15 protein-coding genes and 1 pseudogene are annotated in these 17,810 nt (G+C 66.1%); 7 read left to right on the top strand and 9 right to left on the bottom strand.

All coding sequences use genetic code 11. The annotated features are described in order from the left end of the window. Nucleotide 1: 1 nt before the first annotated feature. From ACXAD2_RS00570 to ACXAD2_RS00555, 4 genes are read left to right on the top strand one after another with little or no spacing between them, the layout of a single operon-like run. Nucleotides 2-1,066 carry an ABC transporter permease gene (locus ACXAD2_RS00570; RefSeq protein ID WP_475165485.1) on the top strand — a complete coding sequence of 355 codons (1,065 nt, stop codon included), beginning with the start codon at nt 2-4 and terminating at the stop codon, nt 1,064-1,066. A 4-nt stretch (nt 1,067-1,070) separates the two neighbouring features. Then, the gene (locus ACXAD2_RS00565; protein ID WP_108970035.1) at nt 1,071-2,072 is read left to right on the top strand and encodes a dihydroxyacetone kinase subunit DhaK; all 1,002 of its coding nucleotides are present in this window, start codon (nt 1,071-1,073) and stop codon (nt 2,070-2,072) included. Nucleotides 2,073-2,076: 4 nt separating this feature from the next. Next, on the top strand, nt 2,077-2,712 hold the full coding sequence (locus ACXAD2_RS00560; protein WP_475165477.1) for a dihydroxyacetone kinase subunit L: 636 nt from the start codon (nt 2,077-2,079) through the stop codon (nt 2,710-2,712). A gap of 38 nt (nt 2,713-2,750) precedes the next feature. Beyond that, entirely contained in the window at nt 2,751-3,788 is a 1,038-nt protein-coding gene (locus ACXAD2_RS00555) for an aldo/keto reductase (protein ID WP_475165474.1), read from the top strand. Nucleotides 3,789-3,808: 20 nt separating this feature from the next. Here ACXAD2_RS00555 and ACXAD2_RS00550 read toward each other — a convergent pair whose 3' ends face one another. The 9 genes and pseudogenes from ACXAD2_RS00550 to ACXAD2_RS00510 form a co-directional block, all read right to left on the bottom strand. Beyond that, a complete protein-coding gene (locus ACXAD2_RS00550) occupies nt 3,809-5,416 on the bottom strand; it encodes an FGGY-family carbohydrate kinase (RefSeq protein ID WP_475165470.1) in 1,608 nt (535 codons plus the stop codon). A 522-nt stretch (nt 5,417-5,938) separates the two neighbouring features. Next, nucleotides 5,939-7,396 (bottom strand): annotated as a pseudogene (locus ACXAD2_RS00545) (aldehyde dehydrogenase (NADP(+))); the annotation flags it as partial. 252 nt (nt 7,397-7,648) lie between these two features. Further along, nucleotides 7,649-8,482: an amidohydrolase family protein gene (locus ACXAD2_RS00540; protein WP_475165468.1), complete on the bottom strand. Its 834-nt coding sequence runs from the start codon at nt 8,480-8,482 to the stop codon at nt 7,649-7,651. Further along, entirely contained in the window at nt 8,479-8,901 is a 423-nt protein-coding gene (locus ACXAD2_RS00535; protein ID WP_164181254.1) for an RbsD/FucU family protein, read from the bottom strand. The genes ACXAD2_RS00540 and ACXAD2_RS00535 overlap by 4 nt, the downstream gene beginning before the upstream one ends. A 15-nt stretch (nt 8,902-8,916) precedes the next feature. After that, a complete protein-coding gene (locus ACXAD2_RS00530; protein WP_475165464.1) occupies nt 8,917-9,954 on the bottom strand; it encodes an aldo/keto reductase in 1,038 nt (345 codons plus the stop codon). A 200-nt stretch (nt 9,955-10,154) separates the two neighbouring features. Then, nucleotides 10,155-11,159, bottom strand: coding sequence for a TRAP transporter substrate-binding protein (locus ACXAD2_RS00525; protein ID WP_475165463.1), 1,005 nt, complete (start codon nt 11,157-11,159; stop codon nt 10,155-10,157). Nucleotides 11,160-11,197: 38 nt separating this feature from the next. Further along, a complete protein-coding gene (locus ACXAD2_RS00520) occupies nt 11,198-12,478 on the bottom strand; it encodes a TRAP transporter large permease (protein ID WP_475165460.1) in 1,281 nt (426 codons plus the stop codon). A gap of 6 nt (nt 12,479-12,484) precedes the next feature. Then, on the bottom strand, nt 12,485-13,009 hold the full coding sequence (locus ACXAD2_RS00515) for a TRAP transporter small permease (RefSeq protein WP_475165457.1): 525 nt from the start codon (nt 13,007-13,009) through the stop codon (nt 12,485-12,487). Beyond that, nucleotides 13,006-14,373, bottom strand: coding sequence for an FAD-binding oxidoreductase (locus ACXAD2_RS00510; protein ID WP_475165452.1), 1,368 nt, complete (start codon nt 14,371-14,373; stop codon nt 13,006-13,008). Before ACXAD2_RS00510 ends, ACXAD2_RS00515 begins: the two co-directional genes overlap by 4 nt. 158 nt (nt 14,374-14,531) lie before the next feature. Between ACXAD2_RS00510 and ACXAD2_RS00505 the strand changes: the two genes are divergently transcribed. From ACXAD2_RS00505 to ACXAD2_RS00495, 3 genes are all read left to right on the top strand, one after another. Beyond that, nucleotides 14,532-15,458, top strand: a complete 927-nt coding sequence (locus tag ACXAD2_RS00505; RefSeq protein ID WP_475165450.1) for a dihydrodipicolinate synthase family protein — start codon at nt 14,532-14,534, stop codon at nt 15,456-15,458. Between the two features lie 11 nt (nt 15,459-15,469). Continuing rightward, nucleotides 15,470-16,108 (top strand): GntR family transcriptional regulator, encoded by a 639-nt coding sequence (locus ACXAD2_RS00500; protein ID WP_475165446.1) that lies wholly within the window; start codon nt 15,470-15,472, stop codon nt 16,106-16,108. Nucleotides 16,109-16,437: 329 nt separating this feature from the next. Further along, a complete protein-coding gene (locus ACXAD2_RS00495; protein WP_475165444.1) occupies nt 16,438-17,790 on the top strand; it encodes an ISNCY family transposase in 1,353 nt (450 codons plus the stop codon). Nucleotides 17,791-17,810 lie beyond the last annotated feature (20 nt).

Genomic DNA, 17,810 nt, shown 5'->3' with positions numbered 1-17,810 from the left:
CATGACCCAATCTTCCCTCGATACCGCAGACACGACAGAGACCGCCGAGGCCGAGGCCCGCCGCAGCCCGGGTATCGCCGAGACCTTCGCGCGCCGTCCGGAACTGGTCAGCCTGTGCCTGCTGATCGCCATCTGCGTCACAGTGGCGGTGATCAACCCGGCCTTCCTGTCGCCGACTTCGCTGATCGACATGGGGCGCGCCTCGGTGGTCACCGGACTCTTCGCGCTGGGGGTCTTCGCGATCCTCGCGGCGGGGGGCATCGACGTTAGCTTCACCGCAATCGCGGCGCTCAGCATGTACTCGCTGACGCTCTTCGTGCTGAAGGTCGCGCCGGGGCTGCCGATGGCGGCAATCCTGGTCATCGCCGTGCTCGGCGGCACCATGCTCGGGGCGGTCAACGGCTGGCTGGTGCACGGCCTCAAGGTGGCGGCGCTGATCGTCACCATCGGCACGCAATACCTGTTCCGAGGCATCCTGCTGGCCTTTGTCGGCACGGTCTGGCTGATGGAGCTGCCGCCGCAGATGGTCGCCTTCGGCAAGGCCTCGATGTTCGACGTCACCACCGCGAACGGCGCGACGGTGACGCTGCCCTGGTATTTCCTGGTCTTCCCGGCCGCCGCGCTGCTGACTTGGGTGATCTTCAACCGCACGCTGATGGGCCGCGCCATATTTGCTACCGGCGGCAACCCCGAGGTGGCGGCTCGGCTCGGCTACGACCAGCGCCGGGTGCATCTCTTCGTCTTCGCATTCGCCGGCGGGCTCGCCGGGCTGGCGGGGATCGTGCACGTCTGCGCCAACCGCATGGCCAATCCCTTCGACCTCGTGGGGACCGAGATCGGCGTGATCGCCGCCGTGGTGCTGGGCGGGGCGCGGATCACCGGCGGCACCGGTTCGGTCTTAGGCACCGTCACGGGCGTGCTGCTGATCACCGTAGTCAATAACGTGCTGGTGCTGGTGGGCATCCCCTCGACCTGGCAGCGCGTCGTGGTCGGCGCCTTCATCCTTCTCGCCGCGGCCTTCTTCGTGACCCGCCGCCGCAAACTGCAATCCCGAACCCGGAAGTGAGCCCATGAAGAAGTTTCTCAACAATCCCGAGGCCTTCGTCGACGAGATGCTCGACGGCATCTACCGCGCCCACCCTGAAGTCACCTATGCCGCAGGCGACTTGCGCTGCTACGTGACCGCCAATCCCGTGCCCGGCAAGGTGGGCATCGTCACCGGCGGCGGCTCAGGACACCTGCCGACTTTCCTCGGCTTCGTCGGCGAGACCATGCTCGACGGCTGCGCCGTGGGCGGGGTGTTCCAGTCGCCGAGCTCGGACCAGATCCTCGAGGTGACCAAATACGTCGACCAGGGCGCCGGGGTGCTCTACCTCTACGGCAACTACACCGGTGACATCATGAACTTCGACATGGCCGGCGAGTTGGCCGAGCTGGAGGACATCGCGACCCGCACCGTGATGGGCAATGACGATGTCGCCTCCTCGGTGGTCGGCGAAGAGCACAAGCGCCGCGGCGTGGCCGGGATCTTCTTTCTCTACAAGGCCGCCGGCGCGGCGGCGGCTCGGATGCTGCCGCTCGAAGAGGTCGCCCGCATCGCCGACAAGGCCCGCGCCCGCACCCGCACCATGGGGGTAGCTCTCTCGCCCTGCATCGTGCCCGAGGTGGGCAAGCCCGGTTTCGAGATCGGCGAGAACGAGATGGAGATCGGCATGGGCATCCATGGCGAGCCGGGTATCTCGCGCGAGACGATCAAGCCCGCCGACGAGGTGGTCGACACGATGATGGCGAAGATCTTCGCCGAGACCGACTACAATTCCGGCGACGAGGTGGCCGTCCTGCTCAACGGCCTCGGCGGCACGCCGCTCGAGGAACTCTACGTCCTGTTCCGCCGGGTCTCGATCCTGATGGAGGAACGCGGCGTGAGGATCCGCCATTGCTGGCTCGGCGAGTTTGCCACGTCGATGGAGATGGCCGGGGCGTCGATCTCGGTGCTGCACCTCGACGACGAGCTGGAGCCGCTGATTGCCGAGCCGGCGAACACGCCGTTCTTCAAGCACATCAAGGGATAAGACCATGGCACTGACTGCGGAGCAGATGCGCTCGCTCTACACCGCCTGGGCCGAGCGCTTCGCGGCCGAGCGCGAGGCGCTGATCGCGCTCGACGGCAAGGTCGGCGACAGCGATCTCGGGATCACCATGTCCAAGGGCTTTGCCGCCGCCAACGAGGCGGTGCAGGGGCTCGAGGGCGCGTCCGTCGCCGGGCAGATGAAGGCGGCGGGGGCGGCGCTGGCCAAGGCCGCGCCCTCGACCATGGGCACGTTGATGGCCACCGGTTTCCTGCGCGGCTTCAAGGCGCTGGAGGGCGCCGAGCAGTTCGGCACCGCCGAGGCGGCTGCCTTCTGGCGCGCCTATGCGGACGGTGTGGCGCAGCGCGGCAAGGCGCAGCTCGGCGACAAGACGGTACTCGACGTGCTCGACCCGATCGCCGCCGCGCTCGAGGGCAGCGACGTGGGTCTTTCTGGGGCGCTGGAGGCCGCGGCAGAGGCCGCGGCAGAAGCGCTGGAAGCGACCAAGCTGATGGTTGCGCAGCACGGCAAAGCGGCGGCCTTCCAGGAAAAATCGCGCGGCCTGCCGGATGCCGGCGGCACCGTGGCGCTGATCCTTATCGAGGTCATGCGCGACGTGGCACGGGATGCGGCGCAGGGCTGAGCCAGCCGCCACGACCGCGACGCACAGAAGGAGACAACATGAATTACAGGCAACTCGGACGCAGCGGGCTGAAGGTTTCTGCGCTCGCCATGGGCAGCTTCACCTTCGGCGGCAAGGGCGATTTCGGCATGGTGGGCGCGCAGGGCGTGCCCGAGGCGCAAAGGCTCATCGACACCTGCCTCGATCACGGCATCAATCTGCTCGATACAGCCAACATGTACTCGACGGGTCTGGCCGAGGAGATCCTCGGCGCGGCGCTCGAGGGGCGGCGCGAGAGGGTGCTGATCTCGTCCAAGGCGCGGATGCGCATCGGTGACGGGCCGAACGACGAGGGCGCCAGCCGCTGGCACCTGATCCGCGAGTGCGAGCGCAGCCTGAAGCGGCTGTGCACCGACCACATCGACATCTACCACATCCACGAATGGGACGGGCTGACCCCGGTCGAGGAGACCATGGAGGCGCTCGACACGCTGACCCGGCAGGGCAAGATCCGCTACGCCGGCTGCTCGAACTACACCGGCTGGCAGCTGATGAAGGCGCTGATGGCCTCGGAGCGACACAATCTGACGCGATTTGTCACCCAGCAGATCCATTACACCGTCGAGGCGCGCGAGGCGGAATACGAGCTGCTGCCGATCTCTCTCGACCAGGGGCTGGGGGTGACGGTCTGGAGCCCGCTCGCCGCCGGGCTGCTCAGCGGCAAGCACCGCCGCGACGGTTTCGCCGAGGGCAGCCGGCAGGCGAAAGGCTGGACCGAGCCGCCGATCCGCGACTGGGATCGGCTGTGGAACATCGTCGACGTGCTGGCCGAGATCGGTTCCGCGCATGAGGTCGAGGCGGCGCAGGTGGCGCTGGCCTGGACGCTGGGCCGTCCGGCGGTGGCCTCGCTGGTGGTCGGTGCCAGCGCGCCAGAACAGATGCAGCGCAACCTGCGCGCGCTCGACGTGGATCTCAGCGACGACGAACTCGCCCGCATCGACGCGGTGAGCCGCCCGCCGTTGATCTATCCGCACTGGCACCAGGCGCAGTTCGCCAGGGCCCGTTTCGCGGGGCCCGAGCGCGCCCTGCACGGGTGACCCGGCAGGGCGAGGGGATTTCACCCCGCCGCCATTATCTCGCGATAGGCCGCGTGATCCGCCTGCATCCGGCGGAACACGCGGTACTTGGCGTCGTGGTAGGCGGCTATCCCGCCGCCGCGCGGCGTGATCTGCTGCACCGCGGGGGCCATGGCGCGCATCGCCTCGCCAAGCGACGGCTGCGACCCCGCCGCCACCGCGCCCAGCATGGCCGAGCCGAGCAGCACCGGCTCGGGGGCTTCCGGGACGATCACCGGCACGCCGCAGGCGTCCGCCGTCTCGCGCAGGTAGAGCGCGTTTTTCGCCAGACCGCCTGAGACGACGATGCTGTCGATCCCGGCCCCGGCGGCGCGCATCTCGTCCAAGATGTGCCGCGTGCCGTAGGCGAGCGCCTGCAGCGTCGCGAGGTAGTCGAGCGCCAGGTCGTTCTGTCCGGTGTCGAGCGTGATCCCGTCGATGCCCCCCTTGCGCCAGGGCGCGGCCAGCGGCGAGCGGTTGCCATGCGCGTCGGGCTGGACATGGCGCGAACGGGTGAGCGTGGCCGTCTCCTCTGCCATCCCGGCGAGCCGCGCATCGAGCAGAGTGGCGGGGTGACGGCCCGCCGCCACGGCCTCGGCTTTCAGCGCCGGGAAGGCACCGTGGCGGGCGAGCAGGGCGTCGAGCAGCGCCCCCGCCGCCGACTGGCCGCCCTCGTTGACCCAGAGCCCGGGCAGCAGCGCGCCGAAATAGGGTCCCCAGACGCCGGGCACATAGGCGGGCTCGGCGGTCACCGCAATGTGGCAGGTCGAGGTCCCGGCGATCATCGCGAGGCTGCGCTCGCCACCCGCGCCCAGCGTGCCGATCGCCCCGGCATAGGCGTCGATGAGGCTCGCGCCGACCGCGATGCCCTCGGGCAGGCCAAGCTCGGCCGCCGCCGGCGCGGTCAGCCCGCCGAGCCGCGTGCCGGGGGCGCCGATCTCGGTGCCGATCCGCGTATGGCCCTCGGGGCCGGTCAGCGCCGCAAGGCCGATCGACGAAAGGAAGCCGTCGTCCCAGCCTTCGCCTTCAAGGCCGAGATGGCCGAGATAGGTCCACTTGCAGACCAGCGAGCAGAGCGAACGCGCCCGGCTGCCGCAGGCGCGCCAGACCAGCCAGTCGGGCAGGTCCCACAGGTGCGCGGCGCGGGCGAAACGGTCAGGCATCTCGCGCTGGAGCCAGCGCAGCTTCGGCATCTGCATCTCGGGGCTGATCATCTCGCCGACGTGGCGCAGCGGCGCGCCGCCGATGGCGTTGATCTCCTCGGCATCCGAAATCGCGCGGTGATCCATCCAGACGATCACGTCCTGCTCGGGCGCGCCTTCGGGATCGACCGAAACGGGCCGGTCCACGGCATCCGCCAGCACCAGCGAGCAGGTGGCGTCGAAGCCGAGCCCCGCCACATCTTCGCGCCGGACGCCCGAGGCCGCGACCGCTTCGCGCACCGCGGCGCAGATCGCCTCCCAGATATCCGCGCTGCTCTGCTGCGCCCAGTCGGGACGCGGCCGCCACATCGCGACCTCGCGCCCGCTGGCGGCGAGCAGCCTGCCCTCCGTGTCGAACACCCCGGCGCGCGCACTTCCGGTGCCCACGTCGATACCGATAAACGTCATCGGCCCTCCCTACACCGCCTTGCTGAAGCCGCAAGACCGTTGGTCTCGCGAGGTCCGAAGTGTCCGACGCGCTGGAAACGCGGCGATCTTCGCGTTGGCGGGCGACGCCTCAGAGTGGACACCATGCGCGCTTGCGATCGGGATGACAAGGACGCTCAGCTCCTGCGTTATGAAGGCCAAGCGTTTAGTTGTGACCCTTTTTGCTTCGCGTATTCGCTGATTGTGGCCTTCTGAGAGTTGCCGTCCCGCGATTCCCTTCGAGCGCGACCTTGGAGCAGCACCTGACGGCAGGTTTAAAGTACACGTTTTTGCCTTACGCTCCTAATTACCGGATTAGGGCGTGCGCGCAGCCAGCGCCCGGTCGGCGGAACGTAGCGCCTCGGAGCCAGGTCGAAGACGGTCGCGCGTTCAATTCCCTGATGGCTCGGTCCGTGGCAACGAATGTACCATGATTTGTGAGTCACAGGGATGGCACACTGTGCATTCTGCAAGGACTGAGCAAGCGATAATTTCGCTGACTCCACTCAGATCGACCGGCAGCTGCGCATCGGGCAGGTTGTGATAGATGACCGGGCGCAGGAAGCGGCGGATCGACTTGGTGCCGACCGAGGTGGCGCCGAAGTTGGTGGAAGCGGGGTAAGGTCCGCCGTGGACCATGGCGTCGCAGACCTCGACGCCGGTCGGGAAGCCGTTGACCAGCACCCGGCCCGCCTTGCGCTCGAGCACCGGCATCAGCCGCTGCGCGAGGGGCGTGTCGCCCTCGTCCATATGGATCGTCGCGTTGAGCTGGCCCTCGAAGCCCTTGGCAAGCGTCTCCATCTCGTCGGGGCCCGAGACCCGCACCACGAGCCCGAGCGGGCCGAAGACCTCCTCGCCAAGCGAATGATCCTGCAGGTAATTCGCAGCATCCGTCTCGAAGAGGTTGGGCAGCGCATCGCGGCCCTCGCTGTCGGTGGTCAGCACCGGCTTGACGGCATTGCGGCCATCGAAGCGGGATTTACCGTCTTTATACGCCTGCGCGATACCATTGGTCAGCATGCACTGGGTGGTCACACCCTTCAGCGCCTCGGCGGCGGCGGCGACAAAGGCGTCGCCCGCGGCGCCCGTCTCCACCAAGGCGATTGCCGGGGTTGGTGCAGAACTGGCCGGCGCCCATCGTCAGCGAGCCGGCCCAGCCGGTGCCGATGTCAGCGCCGCGCGCTTTCATCGCCTCGGGGAGCAGGAACATCGGGTTCACCGAGCCCAGCTCACCGAAGAAGGGGATCGGCACGTCGCGCTGCGCGCAGAGATCAAACACCGCGCGACCGCCGCCCAGCGAGCCGGTGAAAACCACGGCGTTGATCAGCGGGTGCTGCACCAGCGCCTGGCCGACATCGCGCTTGCCGCCCTGCACGAGCGAGAAGACGCCCTTGGGCATGCCGGTCTTCTCGATGGCGGCGAGGATCGCCTCGGCGACGATCTCGCCGGTGCCGGGGTGCGCGCCGTGGCCCTTGACCACCACCGGGCAGCCGGCGGCCAGCGCGGCGGCGGTGTCGCCGCCGGCGGTGGAGAAGGCGAGCGGGAAGTTGGAGGTGCCGAAGACCGCGACCGGGCCGATCGGGCGCATCACAAGCTTGATGTCGGGGCGCGGCAGCGGCTGGCGGTCGGGCAGCGCTTCGTCGTGGCGGCGGTCGAGGTAGTCACCCTTGAGGATGTGGCTGGCGAAGAGCCGCAGCTGGCCGGTGGTGCGGCCGCGCTCACCCTGCAGGCGCGCCTCGGGCAGGCCGGTTTCCTGCGTGCCGATCTCGGTGATCGCCTCGGCGCGGGCCTCGATCTCGTCGGCAATGGCGTTCAGGAACTCGGCGCGGGCGGCGCGCGTGGTGTAGCCGTAGCGTCTTCAGCGGCCTTGAAGGCCTGATCAACGAGATCGGGGGTGCCGACGCAGAATTGGTGCCCCGGGCCGGTAACGGCCTGGGAGGAAGGTTGCGCATCGGTGGCGATCTATTCGCCTGCGATTAGGTGTTTGCCGTGCGGGTGAAGTTCCGGATCGAGCCGTGCATCTTAAAGTCCTTTCCGGCGTCTACTAGAGCATTGATGTTTGGATCTCTGCCGGTGGCATGTGCGTCCTAATCGAGTGGCGAGACGCCCTACCGTGTGAGCGTCTCGACGAACTCCAGCCTTCTACCAAGTTTCATAGGAGCCTGGACAAACCGCCACGCCCAGGCCGAGCGTTGAACCGTGGTATCGAGCAGATCAGCGTGCGGGGAGCCGGTAGAATTGGGCCGCATTGGTTTCAAAGATCTTGGTGAGATCTTCGGAGGTGTAGAGCTCGCCGAGGAGCGAGCGGGCGAGCGCAGTGACCTCGGCATGGGTCGCGGCGAGCGTGCACACCGGCCAGTCGGTTCCGAAAATCAGCCTGTCGGGACCGAAGGCCCGTGCCACGTGGCTCAGGAAGGGGCGGATGCGTTCTGCGGTCCAATCCGCTCCTGCCTCAGTCACCATGCCCGAGATTTTGCACGAAAGGTTGGGGTGCGCGGCGATGAGGGTGATGTCCTCTCCCCATTGTCCAAGCTCGCCAGAGGTCATGTCCGGCTTTGACATATGGTCGACAAGGCCGCGCAGACCGGGCACGTCGGGCAGCACCTGCAGAAGCGCAGGCAGGTGGCGCGGGAAGGTCAGGATATCGAACGGCACGCCGCGCCGGGCGACCTCCCGGAGGTTGGCCCGAAAGGCATCCGAGGTGATGAGGGCGGGGTCGTGGTCCTGCAGCATGGGCCGAAGCCCCAGCCACTTCGGATGCTCCGCGTAATGGTCGAGCCGCGCGGCGAAATCCGGCGAGGTCATGTCGAGCCAACCCACCACGCCCGCGACGAAATCGGACCGTGCGGCAAGATCGAGCAGGAAATCCGTCTCGGCCTCGGTTTCTGCGGCCTGCACGACGATGCTGCGTTCGATCCCGGCCTCGGCCATCAGGGGCGCAAGGTCTTCGGGCCCGAAGTCACGCAACAGCGGGGTCAGGTCCGGCGTCATCCAAGCGTAGTCTCCGCGGTCGACCTGCCAGAAGTGCTGATGGGCGTCGATCGTCATGCCCGCAGCACCCCTTTCTTGAGAATGAGGTTGGCGTAGAGCCGCCGTTCGCCCGTCGCCACGATGGCATAGGCGGTCTTTGCGCGGTCGTAGAAGGCAAAGCGGTCAATCTCCTCCATCGTGACCGGCGCGCCTGCGGCATCGGAAAGGATACGATCAAAGTCATCGTAGATCGGCGGGCGACCGTCGGGAGACGACATGGCGGCGGCAGGGGCATCGACAAAATCGTCGAGGGGCATGACCGAAAGAATTGCTTCGGCGACGCGGTCAACACCGATGCCCGGCAGGCGGATCAGGCGCCGGGCCAAGGCGGCCGCCGGAAAGTTGGCGTCGGTCAGGACGATTTCGTCGCCGTGCCCCATGTCGCGCAGGATGGCGAGCAGGTCCCCGGTCAGCAGCGGGTCGATATTTTTGAGCATTGTCGAAGCCCTTTTTCAGTGGCCTTGGGTCGCGAGAAGCGCGGCGTCGAGGTCGGACCAGAGGCCGTCCGGCAATTCGGTGCCGAACCAGTCGACATTCTGTTGAAGCTGCTCGGGGCTCTTGGCGCCGATCACCACAGAGGTGACAGCAGGGTGCCGGATCGGGAAGCGGATCGCTGCGGCGGCCAATGGCACGCCGTAGCCGTCGCAGACCTCGCGAAGCGCCTCGACGCGGGCGATGATTTCGGCAGGTGCGTCAGCATAGTTGAACTTGCGCCGCCCGCCCTTGGGTGCAGCGAGAATGCCGGAATTATAGACCCCGCCAAGCGCCAGCGCGACACCGCGCTTTTGCGCGATCGGCAGGAAGCTGTCTTCGGCATCGCGGTCAAGAAGCGAATAGCGCCCAGCCAACATGCAGCAATCGAGGTCGGTTTCCTCCAGCGCGTCGCGGATCACCTCCCATTCGTTGACGCCAAGCCCGAAGCCCTTGATGTCGCCAGCAGATTTCAGCTCTTGAAGGGCGCGGAAGCCGCCGCCCTTGGTCAGGGCGTTCCAATGGTGGGCGTTCGCCTCTCCATGGGTGACCGGGCCGATGTCGTGGACGTAGAGCAGGTCGATCCGGCGCAGGCCGAGTTGTTGCTGGCTGTCGTCATAGCTCCGCATCACGGCATCATACGAATAGTCAAAGACCTCGCGGAAGGGCAGGGCGTTGACGAAGCCGGGATCGAGCGGGTTCTTCGGCGGTTCGGGGGGGAGTGGCCGACCGTGCCGCTCGGTGGTCATCAGCCGGCCAACCTTGGTCGAGAGCGCGTAGCTGTCGTCCTTCTCGCGCAGCACGTGCCCGACGAGATGCTCGGAGCGGGTGAGCCCATACATCGGCGCGGTGTCGAAATAACGGATGCCAAGGTCCCAAGCGCATTCAAGCGTGGCCAGCGCCTGCTCACGCGGAACATCGGCATAGAGGCCGCCAAGAGGCGCCGTGCCGATGCCAAGGGCGGTGAGGGTCAGCCCGGTGTCGCCAACAGGCCGGGGCGTGGATGCAGTGATGGTCATGCGGATGTTCCTTCAGGAATTTGCGTCTTGGCCAGTGTGCGTTTGAGGGGGCGGGAGCCCGCATCGCGACACGGATCAACAGCTAGAGTGCCGCGCGATCTGGCGCTGGGTGCCGGTCCCACTCCGTTCAACATCCCGGGGAGGAAGCTCGCATCGGCGATGGCGTGGGACAGCAAATGCCGCCCCACGCCTATGTCTCATCAGCTGTTGGCGTTGATCGCGCTCAGCAGCGAGTCCACGGCCTCGTCGCCGATCTTCTCACGCACCATGTCCTGCAGCGGCGCGGTCGCATCGCGGAACTGCTGCAGTTCGTCTTCGCTGAGGTCGATGATCTCCATATGCTCGGCGATCTGTGCGCGCTGCTCGCTCAGCATTTCGTCCTGCACGTCCCACTCAAAGTTGGCAGCATCCACAAGCACCTCGTCGACCACTTGCTGCAGATCCTCGGGCAGGCTGTCGTACCACTCCTTGTTGATGAGGTTCACGTTGGCCAGCAGGATGTGGCTGGTTGTGGTCAGATATTTCTGCACCTCATAGAACCGCTGCGACAGGATGTGGCCGAAGGGGTTTTCCTGACCGTCCACCACGTTCTGCTGCAGCGCGCCGTAGAGCTCGGGGAACGCAATCGGGGTCGGGGCGGCGCCGATGGCTTCCCAGGTCGCGACCGAATAGGGGTTCTCGGGCACGCGGATACGCAGGTTGTTCGACTTGATGTCCTCCGGCGTGTGCACCGCAACTTCGGAGGTGGTGAGCTGCCGGAAGCCAGCGTTGTGGAACAGGCCGAATTTGACGCCATTCTCCGCCAGCTTGCCGTCGATGAAGGCCGAGAACTCGCTGTCGTTGAGGATAGTGCGCAGCCGGGCCGTGTCGGTCGGGAAAACGTAAGGAATTTCGAAGGCTGCGAATTCCGGCACAAACTGCACCGCGCCCGAGGTCGAGGTCGGTACGAACTGCACGTCGCCCAGCATCAGCGACTCCATCAGTTCGCGGTCTCCGCCCAATGCGCCGCCGCCCTGCTGCTGCACGTCGATCCGGCCGTCGGATTTTTCCTCGATCTCTTTTTCGATCTTGTCGAACGCTTGGTAGAGCGGGTGCGACTTGTCGTTGAGCGTATGCGCGAGGATCATCGTGTAATCGGCGGCGGCGGCGGGCATCGCTGCGCCAAGCGCGAGCACTGCTGATACCGAAAGCGTCTTCAAGTTCATGGTGGTGTCCTCCCTGTGGGTGTTGCGCTCGGCGGTCGTCAACCGGCGAGACTTGGCAGCCAAAGCGTCAGCCCCGGCCAATAGGTGACGACCAGAAGGCCGATGATAAGCAAGGCGATGGGGATCACGAGGCCGCGGCAGATCTGGATCACCGAAAGCTTGGTGATGCCGCTCGCGACATAGATGTTTACCCCCACCGGCGGCGTCGCAAAGCCGATCGCAAGATTGACCACCATGATCAGTCCGAAATGCACCGGATCGACGCCGTAAGGGGCGAGCACGGGCAGCAGGATCGGGGTCAACACGATGATCGCCGAGAGCGTTTCCATGACCATGCCAACGCCCAGCAGGATCACGTTGATGAGCAGCAGCAGGATGATCCGCTCGTCAATCGCGCCGCCGATGAACTCGCCGATAGCGGCAGGCACCTGCAGCAGTGTCAGCACCCGGCCAAGCGCCGCCCCGGTTCCGGCGATGATCAGGATCGGTGCGATGGTCAGCCCTGTGTTGACCAGCACGCGGCCCAGATCGGACGGCGAAAGCTCGCGGAAGATCACCATGGCGACAAAGCCGCCATAGACGCAGGCGATGGCCGCTGCCTCGGTCGGGGTGAACGCCCCGGCATAGATGCCGCCCAGCACGAAGACAGGCGCGACGAGGGCCCAAAAGCTTTGGCGGAAGGCTTTCGCAGCGCTCACCGTTCCGGCGTCAGAGGTGATCCGCGCGGCGTGTTTGCGCCCGTAGAAATGGGCGTAGAGCATCAGCAGCGCGCCAATCACAAGGGCCGGGCCAATGCCGCCAATGAACAGCGCCGAGACCGAAACCTGCGCGGACATGCCGTAGATGATCATCGGGATTGAGGGCGGGACGATGACGCCGAGCGTGCCCGCCGCGGTGACCAGTGCGGTCGCGAAGCGAAGGTCGTAGCCGCGCGCCACCAGCAAGGGTACCGCCATGGACCCGATCGCCGCCACCGTCGCGGGCGAGCTGCCGGAGATCGCTCCGAACAGCATGCAGGCCGCCACGGTAGACATCGCCAAACCGCCGCGGAACCGGCCGAAGACCGCGTCCGCAAAGCTGAACAGACGGCGGGCCAGCCCGCCCTGCGTCATGATCTCGCCCGCCAAGATGAACAGCGGGACTGCCAGCAGCGGGAAGCTGTCGAGCGCAGTGACCACCGAGCGTACCACTTGCCCCGGGTTGGTCGGAGCGCCAAGCCAGCCGGGCAGCAGCGCCGCGTAACCGAGCGCGAAGGCAACCGGAATGCTCAGCAGCAAGACGACGATAAAGAAGCCAAGAGAATAAACGGCAAGCATCATGGCCCCCTACACGTCTTCGTGGATGACGGCGTGCTCGTCCGTCAGGTCAAGGCCCGGAACGGCCCCGTCGCGGACCAGCAGCCAGAGCGCCTGAAGGGCGCGCAGCAAGGCCATGCCCATGCCGACCGGCACCGCGAGGTAGACCAGCCACATCTGTATCCCCAGCCCCGGCGAGGCCTGTCCGATCTTCGCGATCCGCTGGGTGAGGGGCACCGAGTACCAGACCATCAGCGCGAAGAAGAGCCCGGAGCCGAGCAGCGCCAGCACCGCGAAGGCGCGCAGCCAGCGCGTGCCGCAGAGCACCGGCAGCAGATCGACCGAGATATTGCGTCCCTCGCGCACCGCGAGGCTCACGCCGATGAAAGTGCACCAGACCAGAAGGTAGCGGGCCAGTTCCTCGGACCACACCAGCGGCGAGCCAACGATGTAGCGAAACCCCACCTGCGCGGCGAGGATCGCGACCAGCGCGAAGAGGATGGTGGCAAGGATGGCGCGCTCGAAATGCGCCTCTAGTGCGCGGAGCAGTCTCATGCGTCGATCACCTTGCCGGGGTTGAGGATGCCGTTGGGATCAAGTGCGTGTTTGACCCGGCGCATCACCTCCAGTTCCTCCGGCGTGCGGGAGAATTCGAGATATTTCTTCTTGGTCGTGCCGATGCCGTGCTCGGCGGAAACCGAGCCGCCGAAAGCGCGCACCGTGGCATAGACCGCCTCGTCGAGCGCCTCGCCCGGCTGCGGTTCTGCTCCCGGCACCCAAGCCAGCAGGTGCAGGTTGCCGTCGCCGATATGGCCGTAATAGACCGACCGACCTCCGGGCACCGCCGCGGCCACGGCGTCACGGCAGGCATCGGCAAAGGCGTCCATCTGTCCCGTAGGCAGGCCGACGTCATAGGCATGGTGCGGCCCCAGCGTGGTCTTGAACTCGGCGCAGGCATCGCGCACGCCCCAGAAGGACTGCACGTCCGAGAGACTCTGCGAGATCGCTGCGTCCTCGATCACCCCTTCTTCGAACAACGCCTCGAGAAAGGCCATGAAGCGCGGCCCGTCGATCTCTTCGTCGGTGCCCTGCGCCTCGATCAGCACGGTATGGGCGTGGGTCCGCTCGAGCGGATCGCGCACCCCCGGCACAGCGCAGGCCACCTGCCAGTAGTCTGGCCACATCGCCTCGAATGCGGAAAGCGTCGGTCCCAGCTTGCGCCGCGCGCCGCGCAGCAGATCGACCACCTTGCCATAATCCGACAGGCCGCAGATCGCCGCATGGGTGCAGCCGGGGGCAGGGTGCAGGCGAAGCACCAAGCGGGTGATCACCCCAAGCGTGCCCTCCGAGCCGATGAACAGCTGCCGCACGTCGTAGCCGGTGTTATTCTTGATGAGCTTGGACAGCGCGTTGACGATGGTGCCATCGGGCAGCACCACCTCGGCGCCGAGCACGAGGTCGCGCATCATGCCATAGCGGATCACCCGATTGCCGCCCGCATTGGTTCCGGCATTGCCGCCGATGGCGCAGGAACCGCGCGCGCCGAGGTCGAGCGAGAAGAACAGCCCGCGCTCGGCGGCGGCCTTCTGGATAGTCTCAAGCGGTGTTCCCGCGAGCACCGTCATCGTGGCAGATGCCTCGTCGATTTCCTCGATGCCGACCATTTTCTCGAGCGACAGCGCAATGCCGCCCGCGATCGGGCGCGCTCCGCCGCAAAGCCCGGTCAAACCGCCTTGCGGCACCACCGGCACGCGTGCGGCATTGGCGGCGGCGAGGATCGCCGAGACCTGTTCGGCAGAGCGTGGACAGAACAGCGCGGCAGGCGCTTCCGGCGCGAGCGCTGACCAGTCGTTCCAATTGCGCGGCGGCACCGGATCGACAAGCGCAGCGCGCGCGATCTCGGGTAGTCCGGACAGCATCGCGGCCAAGGCCTCCGGCTGGCATGCAGGATTGGGGACTCCTCCGTCCATGCAGCGCACTCCTCCTCTAGGGCACCAACTGCTTCGAAATTTACAGCTTGCAATATCACTGTCAACCCACCAACATGTCAGTCATGCATTCAGCCTCGGAGAAACACATGTCCGCCCCTTTGACCCTTGACCAGAGCGCCAAAAGCGCGCCCCGTGCCCATCTTTTCGGGGTCTCGGTGGCCATGGTGACACCGTTCACCGAAAGCGGATCGGTGGATCTTGCGCGGCTGGCGGCGCATGCCGCCGATGTCGTGGGGCAGGGGGTGGACGGGATCACGCTCTACGGCACCACGGGCGAAGGTGCCTCGCTTGGCATGACCGAGCGCGCGGCGATGCTGGACGCTGTGAAAGACGCGGGCGTGCCCGCCGACAGGATCACCGTCGGCATTGCAGCCTGTGATCTCGAGACCGCAGAGGCTCAGGCCCGGGCCGCTTTCAGGGACGGGGCATCGCGCTTGCTGCTGGCGCCGCCGTTCTACTTCAAGGGTATCACCGACGATGCGCTCTTCACTTGGGTGACCGAATTTGTCGCGCGCCTTGGCGATGCCAGCCCCGAGATCATCCTCTACCATATTCCGCAAGTCACCGGCGTCAGCTTTGATGCACCGCTGGTGCGCCGCCTGAAGGATGCCTGCGGCGCGGCGATCTACGGCGTCAAGGACAGCGCGGGCAGCTGGGATCACGCGGCGGCGCTCTTGCCGATGGACGATCTGGCGATCCTGATCGGTGACGAGCGGCTGCTTGCCCGCGCGGCCCCGCTTGGTGGTGCCGGCGCGATCAGCGGCATGGCCAACCTGCTTCCCGGGGTGATGCGGGGCCTCGTGCACGCGGGCGAGCCGCAGCCCGCGTTGGATTCCCTCGTGGACGAGATTGTGCAGGTTCCGGTGACACCGCTGGTCAAGGCGCTTGTCGGCGCTGCCCGCGGCGAGGACGGATGGCAACGCACCCGCGCGCCTCTGCAGCCTGCCGACGCGTCAGTGGTTGCCGCACTGGCCCCCCGCGTGGAAGAACTCGCGGCCACACAGGTCCCCTGACGGAGAAAGACATGACGCTGCGCGACCAGGCCTACGAGACATTCACCGAACAGCTTCTGTCCCGTCAGATCTCGATGGGACAGTTCGTGTCGCAGCGCGAATTGGTGAAGATCACCGGCATGCCACTAGGTGCGATCCGCGAGATGATCCCCCGGCTTGAGGCGGATGGCCTGATCCGCACCGTGCCGAACCGCGGGTTGCAGATCGTGCAGGTGGACGTTGGCCTGATCCGCAACGCGTTCCAATTGCGCGCGGTGCTCGAGCGTGAGGCGGTGCGCAACTTCGTCACGGTCGCGACCGACGACGAACTTCAGGAGTTGCGGCGCCGCCATCTCGACATTCGCGAGGCGGCGTTGCAGGGGGTGAGCCCGCAGCTTCTGGCCACCGCGCAGCAGATGGACTGGGACATGCACGACCGGATGATCGACGCGCTCGACAATGACATCATCTCGGCGATCTACCGCACCAACTCGATCAAAATCCGGCTGATCCGCAACGAAGACACGCGGATGCTGCCAGCACTCGTGGTTTCCGTCATGGACGAACACCTTGCTCTTATCGATGCGCTGATCGCACGCGATGCAGCAGCCGCGGAAGAGGCGCTGGCGGCGCATCTGGGAAGCGCGAAACAGCGCGCGGTTCGCATCTAAACCGAGCGAGAGCCTACATTAACCGAGATTCGGACTGGCTGCGAGCGCAAGTATCGACTCAGCGGAAGCTGCTTAGGTTGAGCCGCCAATCTGAATGCCTAGTCGGGCGTGGAATGGCAAGCGCCTGACGACGTTTACGGTTATTGCAGAAGGCGCCCCGCCGCCGATGCCACGCATACTAGATGTTTTCGAAGCGCTGTCTTCTGACCTATTATATTAACATAATTATCCTTACGCGCAGTGGAGCTGTAAGCGCCAAGTTAGAATGTCTCACATGAGCAAAGCTGAAGTGTCACACTCCCCTGATTGGGCAGGATTGGAGTGCGGCCGTGGGATTGGTGGTCATGAGCGAGCGCGAGCTGAACCGGATCGAAGTCCTGAGTGATGTGGTGCAAGGCCGGATGTCTGCGGTGGCGGCGGCCTCGGTCCTGGGCTTGAGTCGAAGGCAGGTTCACCGGCTTCTGAAGACGTTCCAGGCCGATGGTCCGGCGGCGATCCGGCACAAGGCCCGCGGACGTCCGTCCAACAACCGGATCGATCCCGCGGTGCGTGAGTTTGCGCTGACGCTGATCCGTGAGCGCTACGCCGACTTTGGGCCCACGTTCGCAGCCGAGAAGTTGGCGGAAGACCATGGCCTGAAGGTGTCGCGGGAGACCTTGCGCAAATGGATGCAGGAAGACGGCATCTGGCTGTCGCGCAATCAGCGCAGAACGTTTCACCAGCCGCGCCGGCGCCGGGACTGCTATGGCGAGCTCGTGCAGATAGACGGCTCTGATCACGCCTGGTTCGAGGAACGCGGTCCGGCCTGCACGTTGCTGGCCTTTGTCGACGACGCCACCAGCACGCTGATGCACCTGGAGTTTGTAGCCTCTGAGAGCACCTTCAGCTATTTCGGCGCGCTCGAGCGGTATCTCGCGGCGCACGGCCGGCCCGTGGCCTTCTATTCCGACAAACACTCGGTGTTCCGTGTCGCCAAGCAAGGGGCGAAGTCGGGCCATGGCATGACCCAGTTCGGTCGGGCGCTGAACGATCTGAACATCGAGATCCTCTGTGCAAACAGCAGCCAGGCAAAGGGCCGCGTCGAGCGCGCGAACCGCACCCTACAGGATCGGCTGGTGAAGGAACTACGGCTGGCGGGCGTCTGCGACATGGCAGCCGGCAACGCGATCCTGCCAAGGTTCTTGGCGCGCCATAATGCGAAGTTCGCCAAGGTGCCGCTACGGGCCGACAACCTGCACCGGTCCCTGAACATGGAACCGGAACGTCTGCGAGAGATCCTGTGCTTCCGCGATGAGCGCTATGTCACCAGGCAACTGGCCTTTTCCTATGAGCGGCAGCGCATCATCCTTGCGGAGAACGACATCACGCGCGCACTGCCTGGCAAGTATGTCGACACCTACGAGTTCCCCGATGGCCGGTTCGAGGTCCGCTGGAAAGGCGTGTCGCTGCCCTACTCCGTGTTCGACAAAGACCAGCGTGTCAGCCATGCCGCGATCACCGAGAACAAGCATCTGAGCGCGGTGCTGGAATACATCAAGGCCGAGCAGGACAAGGCGCCTCCGAAGAAGCGGCGGGCCGGTAAGCAGCGGACCCGCTACGAGCCGACAGGTCGCCGCAACGACGGCTGGAACTCGCTGGCAGCGCGCCAGGCAAAGGCGCGGGCCGCAGCACCCCCGGAATGACGCTGTCGCCGCGTCGCCGC

Source organism: Salipiger sp. ABN3_019 (assembly GCF_056158605.1).
The sequence above is the reverse complement of the archived record's forward strand: the minus strand, read 5'-3'. Positions and strand labels throughout refer to the sequence as shown.